This is a genomic window from Bacillus sp. 1735sda2 (genome assembly GCF_024159245.1).
GTDB classification, from domain to species: Bacteria; Bacillota; Bacilli; order Bacillales; family Bacillaceae; genus Bacillus; species Bacillus pumilus_O.
In genome coordinates this window covers 703,344-711,430 of record NZ_JAMYWZ010000001.1, presented here as the reverse complement: position 1 = coordinate 711,430, position 8,087 = coordinate 703,344, and the positions used below count along the sequence as shown (strand labels likewise).

Below are 8,087 nucleotides of genomic sequence, written 5' to 3'. Positions count from 1 at the left end.
ATGTGCAATTTATATTCGAACAACTAGCAAAATTAATCAAGATTACCACTAAAGAACACAAATTGACTGATTTAAACGCTATATCGCAAAACGGAAACCTGACTTATTATCCATCGCGTTATTAATCGAATCGATGTAAAAGAAGACGGCACTCCGATAATACATTACCGATTTGCCGCCTCAATATTTGAATAGAAGCTGTTTTCCTTATTGAGAGCTTGTTCTTTCTCTTAAAATTAACTGCGCCACACACTCCACATGACTCGTATGCGGAAACATATCCACCGGCTGCACTTCCTCCGTCACATACCCACCATCCTCAAGAATTCGCAAATCACGAGCTAGCGTCCCAGGATTACAAGACACATAAACAACGCGTTTTGGTTTCATCTTTAAAATGGTGTCTAATAGTGCTTCGTCGCAGCCTTTTCTTGGCGGATCGACCACTAGCGTATCTGCTTTGATGCCTTCTTTGTACCAGTTTGGGATGACGGTTTCTGCTTCGCCGACTGCGAATTCGACGTTGTTGATTCCGTTTAAGGCAGCGTTGCGTTTTGCGTCTTCAATTGCTTCTGGCACAATTTCTACGCCATAAACTCTGCCTGCTTTTTGTGCGAGAAATAAGGAAATCGTACCTATTCCGCAATACGCATCGATCACGGTTTCTTCGCCTTGCAGCTCTGCATATTCAAGCGCTTTGTCGTAAAGCATCTTTGTTTGAGCTGGATTCACTTGATAAAACGAGCGGGCTGAAATTGCAAATTTGATGTCGCCAATCGTGTCATAAATGTATTCTTCTCCCCATAAAACAGTCGTTTCGTCTCCGAAAATGACATTTGTTTTCTTCGAATTTACGTTTTGCACAATTGACCGAATGTGTGGGAAGCGTGCTATAATCTGCTCAATCACTTGCTGTTTTTGCGGGAATTCAGCCGTTCTTGTGACAAACACAACCATCATCTCACCTGTTGCAATGCCGTAGCGAACCATGACATGGCGAAGCCAGCCTTTATGACGTTCTTCGTTATATGCTTTGATACCGAACGCTTGGCATATTTCTTTGACAGCTTGAACGACTTCATCGTTTTCTGATTGCTGGATCAGACATTTTTCCATATCAATGATTTCATGGGTACGCTGCTGATAAAATCCTGCAACAAGTCCGCCTTCGCGTTCGCCAACTGGAACTTGTGCTTTGTTTCGATAATTCCAAGGGTCTTCCATGCCGAGTACAGGATGAACTTTTACACGGCTCATATCAAGCTTGCCGATCCGCTCTAAAACGTCCTTTACTTGTTTCTGTTTAAATAGCAGTTGGCCTTCATAGCTCATGTGCTGAATTTGACAGCCTCCGCACTGCTTATAGATAGGACATGGCGCATCTTGCCTATGCTGACTTTCCTTTGTCAGCTCCATGAGTCGCCCAAAAGCAAATCCTTTTTTCACACGTGTGACTTTGATTTTCCCTTGTTCGTCTGGAAGGGCATTCGGTACAAAGACAGGGAATCCTTCAATTTTCGCTACACCTGCACCTTCGTGCGTTAAGTCTTCGAAGGTTACATTGTAGTATTCATTCTTTTCAACAGGCGGTTTCATTTTCACCAATTTTATCACCTCATTTGCAAAGAAAAACTTGGCGCCATAAGGAACCAAGTTCTATCTCTACCCTATTTTTTCAGCTGTTGCTTTTGGCACAATAAATTCTATATGACGATACAGGTTTTCAAATTCACCTGGCAGCATGCCGCCGAATTCGCCATCTAAATTTAATTGCATTTTATCTTTTACATCTACTTTTACGCGATTCGCTTTTGCGTAGATGACATTGTTATCATGAATATGCTCGCCTCGAAGTGCAAGGCTGACTACTCGAATGGCTTCTGCTAAATTGACCTTCTTTAAAATAATCAGGTCAAACATTCCATCATCTAAAATGGAATCTGGCGCTAGTTTTTCAAAGCCGCCTACTGAATTTGTGAGTGAAACAAGAAACAGCATGATTTCTCCATGAAACAACTTACCGTCATATTCAATTTCGACTTCTGTCGGGCGGATCGAAGGAAGCATCTCCATGCCTTTTAAATAATACGCAAGCTGTCCAAGCATTGTCTTCAGCTTACTAGGCACTTCATAAGTGAGCTCTGTTAACCGGCCGCCTCCTGCAATATTAATAAAATAATGGCCATTGACTTTACCGATATCAAGCGGCTTCGCTACACCTTCTATAATAGCATCTGTTGCTTTTAAAACACCTTCTCGTGGAATTCCAAGTGCTCTTGCGAAGTCATTTGTTGTTCCAACGGGAATAATTCCTAGTTTTGGTCTTTTTTCAAGCGGGGCTAGTCCGTTGACAACTTCATTGATCGTGCCGTCTCCACCTGCTGCTACAATTAAATCAAAGTCTCGCTGTGCGGCATTCTCAGCTGCTTGTGTCGCATCTCCTGCACATGTCGTTGCATGACAAGATGTTTCATAGCCAGCTTGTTCAAATTTTTGCAAAACCTGCGGCAAATTCTTCTTGAAGAGTTCACGCCCAGATGTCGGATTGTATATAATTCGAGCACGTTTCATTCATCATCATCCTATATTCATTATGCAATCTATTTTCACCACTAACAACCTTTAATTATACTATGAGATTTGAAAATGGCAACAGAACAACCACCTAATATTAGAAATCTCCTGCCACATTTCCCTCAGCAAGAAAGCATTCTGATAAGATAAAAGAAAACGCTGTAAAGGATGGTTTGCGATGAAAAAGCTTGTCTATTTTAATCATGATGGCGGTGTTGATGATCTCGTTTCGTTATTTCTTCTCCTTCAAATGGAACACCTGAAAGTGATCGGGACGTCTGTCATTCCTGCTGATTGCTATTTAGAGCCCGCTCTCAGTGCATCTCAAAAAATCATTGATCGATTTAGCTCTTATGACATTGAAGTCGCTACTTCAAATTCTCGAGGCGTCAATCCTTTTCCGAAAGAGTGGCGCATGCATGCTTTTTATGTAGATGCATTACCTATTTTAAACGAGAAAGGCACTGTTGATACAAACGTGTCCAAGCTTCCAGCACACCTTCATTTAATTGAAACTGTTAAAAAGGCAGCCGAACCTGTCACGTTGCTCTTTACAGGCCCACTCACAGATCTTGCTCGCGCTTTAGAAGAAGATCCTTCCATCTCTAATAAAATTGAAAAATTGGTATGGATGGGCGGTACATTTCTTGAAAAAGGGAATGTGGAGGAACCCGAGCATGACGGGACAGCAGAATGGAATGCATTTTGGGACCCTTATGCTGTCAGCACCGTCTTCAAGGAACGCTTTCCTATTGATATGGTCGCACTTGAAAGCACGAATCAAGTTCCACTTACACTTGATGTACGTCAGCGCTGGGCTTCCCTTCGTTCTCACATTGGGATTGATTTTATCGGACAGTGTTACGCCTTTTGTCCACCGCTCATTCATCATGAAACGAATTCGACGTATTACTTATGGGACGTACTCACTACGATGACGCTTGCTTCTTCATCATTTACCCATTCAAAAGAAGTGAACACAATCGTTTATACCGATACGCCAAGGCAAGGTCGTACTGAAGAGCATCCAGATGGAAAGTCAATACAAGTCATTGACCATGTTGATCGTGATGCCTTTTTTCACGCATTTGAAGAGCTCATGAGAAAAGCTGTTTGTCAGATTTCAACATAAAAAAAGCCCCGCCAATAAACGGGGCTTCCTCTTATTCTTCTTCAGCGTACTTTTTCTTACGTCTGAACTTACTTAAAATTTCATACACGATTGGAACAATGACCAATGTGAGAAGTGTAGAACTTGTTAAACCGCCAATGACGGTGACGCCAAGTCCTTTTGATACGATCTGGCTTCCGCCTTCAAATCCTAATGCAAGTGGCAGAAGTGCACCAATCGTTGCAAGTGCCGTCATTAAGATTGGTCGTAATCTTGTTGTACCAGCTTCCAGTAATGCTTCTCTTGTTGAAAGGCCTTCGTTTTCTTTATGAATGACGCGGTCAATGAAGACAATGGCATTTGTCACAACGATTCCGATCAGCATAAGCAATCCTATCATGGCATTTAAGCTGATGGTTTCTTTTGCTATAAACAGTCCGACAAGTGCACCAATTACCGTAAATGGTAGTGAGAATAGAATCGCAAATGGTGCAAGACCTCCGCCAAATGTGATGACGAGAACGAGGTACACAATGGCAATTGCTGCAAGCATTGCAAGACCAAGCTGTGTAAAGGACTCCTCAATATCCGCACTTACGCCGCCTGTGTCAATCGTTACGCCAGATTTCACATCAAGCTTGTCGACTTTCTTCTGAACATCCTGCGTTACACTCGAGACGTTGTCTGTTGTCATGTCACCAGACACTTCTGCGTAGATTTTTCCATCACGTTTGGTCACTGTATTAGCTGTCGTACCGTCTTTTACTTTTACGACATCACCAATTCGGACTTCTTGTCCTGTAGGAGTTGTGATTTTTTTATTTTCTAAATCTTTTTTGCTCTTATATTCGTCTTTTTCGGTTTGAAGCTTCACATCAAGTTCTTTGCCGTCCTCTGTTACTTTCGTTAGTGTTGTTTCACTATTTTGAGGAGCAATTGCTTGAGCGATTTGTGAAGCAGTTAAACCTAGCTTCGCCAGTTTTTCTTGATCTGCATTAAACGTATATTCGTCGTATTTCTCAGATAAGCTTGTGCTGACATTTTTTAAGTTTTTCTCATCTTTTAAGATGTTCTCGACATCTTTTACTGTGCCTTCAATATCGCTTACTTTGTCACCGTAGACGTAGTACGTTACGGTATTGCTTGCGCCAGCAGACGAGAAGTCTTGTGATTTCCATTCCCCTTTAGACGTTTTGTCTTGCAGGGCTTTCGTTACTTTATCTTTTTCTTTATCAAAGTTTGGCGTGTCATCATCATATTGTACGAAGAATAACGCACCGTTAGAGTTGCCCCCTACACTTGCTGTCATAGGATTTGAAGAACCTAGTGAATATTGAACAGTATTGACATGGTCACGTTTGATCAAATATTCTTCTGCTTTTTTCGTTTCATCGATTGCTTGTTCTCTCGTTTGTCCCGGCTCAGGTGTATATGTGACCATCGCCGTCTTCTCGGCTTGCTGTGGTAAGAAGCTGACACCGACTAGTGGTGCTAAGAATAAGCTTCCGACAAGCATAAGGATGGCAATTCCTGATGTGATCCATTTATGGTTCAACGTCCAGTTGAGTACACGTCTATAACCGCCGGCAAGCTTACTTGGTTTATGCTCTTTCACTTTTTTCGCTGTGCCATACAGGTTCTTTTTAAATAGACTGTGTGCCATCATTGGAACAATCGTAATGGCAACAAGCAGTGAAGCAAGTAGAGCAAACACAATCGTTAGCGCAAATGGGATGAATAGTTCACCAATCATTCCACCTACTAATGCTAATGGTAAGAATACCGCAATGGTGACAATCGTCGAAGACATAATCGGGATAAACATTTCTTTTGTGGCTTCTCTGACGAGTGCTTTGCCTTTTAACGGTTCATCCTTTAACGCCATTCGTCGATAGATATTTTCTATGACCACAATTGAGTCATCGACCACACGCCCAATGGCGACCGTCATGGCACCAAGTGTCATGATATTTAATGTGATATCAAGCTGATTTAATAATAAAACAGCAATCAACAGGGATAACGGAATCGAGATGACCGAAATTAATGTTGATTTGATATCTCGAAGGAACAACATAATGATAATGATCGCAAAGATTGCTCCGATGATCGCCTTGTTCAACATTGTGCTGACAGATTCTTTAATCGGCTCTGCTTGATCATATGTCGTGCTGACTTTGATTCCTTTGTTGTCTTTTTTGAATTTCTCAAGCTCTTTCGTCACTTCTTCTGCCACACTCACAGTGTTGGCATCAGAACCTTTGACAATTTGCAGACCGATGCTGTCTTTTCCATTCGTTCTAGAAATCGATTCTGCCTCTTTTACTACTTTAATATCCGCAATGTCAGAAAGCTTGATCGTTGGCAGTTCTACAGATTGAGCGCTTGCTGCCCCTCCACCAGGTTGCTGCTGAGCTGCTTCCTGTTGCTGACTTGCATTACCAGCCTGCTGCTCCGAACCTTGCGCACCTGGGTTTTCAGCGCCGCTAGATGGTGCTCCAGCTCCAGCGCTTCCCACACCGCCGCTTGCACTTGGTGTGACAGGGATTCGCATGTTTTTCAAATCTTTGACGCTTAAGATATTGCCGTCCACAACAACTGATTTTTGTTTGTTGCCAAATGTGTATAGACCTAATGGTACATTGACATCAGAGCCTTTGATCATGTTTTGAACAGTTTCTTCATCTAAACCGTATTCTTTCAATTTCTTTTGTTTAAAAGAAAATTCTACTTCTTTTATTTGCTGTCCTGAAGCTTCGACAGAAGAGACACCGTCTAATCCTTCAATGGAAGGAACAAGGTCGTTTTCTACTTTCTGTGTAAGGTCTTCTAATGATTCTTTATCACCAGAGACACTGATTGCTAAGATTGGAATTGCGTTAATGCTAAAGCGTGCGATTTTTGGTTTTTCTGCATTTTCCGGAAAATTGATATTGCTAATCGCATCTTCAATTTCCTTCTTTGCTTCATCCATGTCTTTATTGTAATCGTACTCGATTTGAATAGATGAGGCATTTTCAAATGAATTGGATGTGACAACATTGACTCCGTTGAGGTTTTGAATAGACTTCTCAATCGGGTTGGTCACCTTATCTGATACTTCGTCCGGCGTTGCGCCAGGATACGTTGTAGAAACCGTAATGACTGGAGTGTTGATATTCGGGATTGATTCTTGTTTCATATTCAATCCAGCATATAGACCAGCAACTGTTACGATAATCGTCATGAGCCATACAGCGAACTTATTCTTTAATACAAAATTGATGATCGAATTCATTATGTCCTCCATTTTCCTTTATGTATTGACTGACTGGTCATTCTATATCATAATAAACGGTGATATACAATGCCGTCAACCATTTCACTTGCGTTTGACGTAACATTCTAAAGCTGAAGGGGCCTTATTTCATGAACGAAAAAAAAGAAAAAATCATTAAAACAAGCATCCAGTTGTTTGCGAAAAAGGGTTTTTCTTCTACGACCATTCAGGAAATTGCAGATGAGTGCGGAATATCAAAAGGCGCATTTTATTTACATTTCAAATCAAAAGAGCAGCTTTTCAATCGCGCCTTTGAATATTATATCGACACGTCCATGCAAAGTATTGAAACGATTCGAAAAGAGAATCAGCATCTCGCGCCGAGAGAGATCTTCCAGAAGCAAATCGCTGAACAGTTTCAGCATTTTGCTGAAAACAAGGATTTTATCATTTTGATCCTCAGCGAGAACATTATTCCAGAAAACCAGCAAATTAAAAAGTATTCAAAAACTGTGAAAAAACAAATGAATGAAGAAATCCAGATTTCCATCTTGACTACTTATGGACAGGAGATCGAACCATATATAACTGACCTGTCAGTCATGATTCAAGGAATCATCCAATCGTATGTGCAGGTGCTGCTTTTACAAGATCAGATGCAATTATCATTTGATGAGCTCTCTTCCTTTATACTCGAACGGTTTGATGATTTGGTTCAAGGGATGCTTCGCTCTCAGACGAAACCTATTTTAAAGCCAACCATTTGGGATGATGATGCGCCGAGTGCTACTTCCCTTCAAGAGGAGCTTCGTTTGTTAAAGCTTGAGCATTTGCTTTCTGATGATACTCTTGTATCCATTGAAGTCATTGAAGAAGAACTGGCGAAAGCTGAGCCTCGTAAGCCAGTCATTCAAGGGATGCTGACGAATTTAGAAAAGTGTGAGGACCCTGCTGTCATAAGAGTAGTCGAACAATTGAAGCTGTTTCTTTCATAATTTTACGCGCTGTTTTTCCGGTTCGTTCCCCTTTATCCCCCTTCGAATGTGCACTTTCGCTTATGCTTCATTATAAGAAAAGAATCTCCGAATTGATATACGGCGGTGGTCTGAATCTATGATAAGACCCTGTCAGTTCAAATAAAAA

At 41.4% G+C, this 8,087-nt stretch carries 5 protein-coding genes; 2 read left to right on the top strand and 3 right to left on the bottom strand.

Annotated elements, in window-relative coordinates; translation table 11 throughout:
* Positions 1–207 precede the first annotated feature (207 nt).
* Together rlmD and NKR21_RS03615 are read right to left on the bottom strand one after the other, a co-directional pair.
* Positions 208–1,602: a 23S rRNA (uracil(1939)-C(5))-methyltransferase RlmD gene (gene rlmD, locus NKR21_RS03620; RefSeq protein WP_041816139.1), complete on the bottom strand. Its 1,395-nt coding sequence runs from the start codon at positions 1,600–1,602 to the stop codon at positions 208–210.
* A 60-nt stretch (positions 1,603–1,662) separates the two neighbouring features.
* Complete coding sequence (locus NKR21_RS03615) at positions 1,663–2,571, bottom strand: diacylglycerol kinase (protein ID WP_058015492.1); 909 nt, start codon at positions 2,569–2,571, stop codon at positions 1,663–1,665.
* A 181-nt stretch (positions 2,572–2,752) separates the two neighbouring features.
* Between NKR21_RS03615 and NKR21_RS03610 the strand changes: the two genes are divergently transcribed.
* Positions 2,753–3,706 carry a nucleoside hydrolase gene (locus tag NKR21_RS03610; protein ID WP_144456714.1) on the top strand — a complete coding sequence of 318 codons (954 nt, stop codon included), beginning with the start codon at positions 2,753–2,755 and terminating at the stop codon, positions 3,704–3,706.
* Positions 3,707–3,737: 31 nt separating this feature from the next.
* On the opposite strand, the gene NKR21_RS03605 is transcribed toward NKR21_RS03610, so the two are convergent.
* Complete coding sequence (locus tag NKR21_RS03605; protein ID WP_144456716.1) at positions 3,738–6,962, bottom strand: efflux RND transporter permease subunit; 3,225 nt, start codon at positions 6,960–6,962, stop codon at positions 3,738–3,740.
* Positions 6,963–7,093: 131 nt separating this feature from the next.
* Here NKR21_RS03605 and NKR21_RS03600 point away from each other — a divergent pair, with 131 nt between their 5' ends.
* The gene (locus NKR21_RS03600; protein WP_012009186.1) at positions 7,094–7,939 is read left to right on the top strand and encodes a TetR/AcrR family transcriptional regulator; all 846 of its coding nucleotides are present in this window, start codon (positions 7,094–7,096) and stop codon (positions 7,937–7,939) included.
* The last annotated feature ends 148 nt before the right edge of the window (positions 7,940–8,087 follow it).

Bases quoted from the DNA above. Each gene is read 5' to 3' on its own strand.
- NKR21_RS03615 (WP_058015492.1), bottom strand. From the start codon at position 2,571: ATGAAACGTGCTCGAATTATATACAATCCGACATCTGGGCGTGAACTC.
- NKR21_RS03610 (WP_144456714.1), top strand. From the start codon at position 2,753: ATGAAAAAGCTTGTCTATTTTAATCATGATGGCGGTGTTGATGATCTC.
- NKR21_RS03605 (WP_144456716.1), bottom strand. From the start codon at position 6,962: ATGAATTCGATCATCAATTTTGTATTAAAGAATAAGTTCGCTGTATGG.
- NKR21_RS03600 (WP_012009186.1), top strand. From the start codon at position 7,094: ATGAACGAAAAAAAAGAAAAAATCATTAAAACAAGCATCCAGTTGTTT.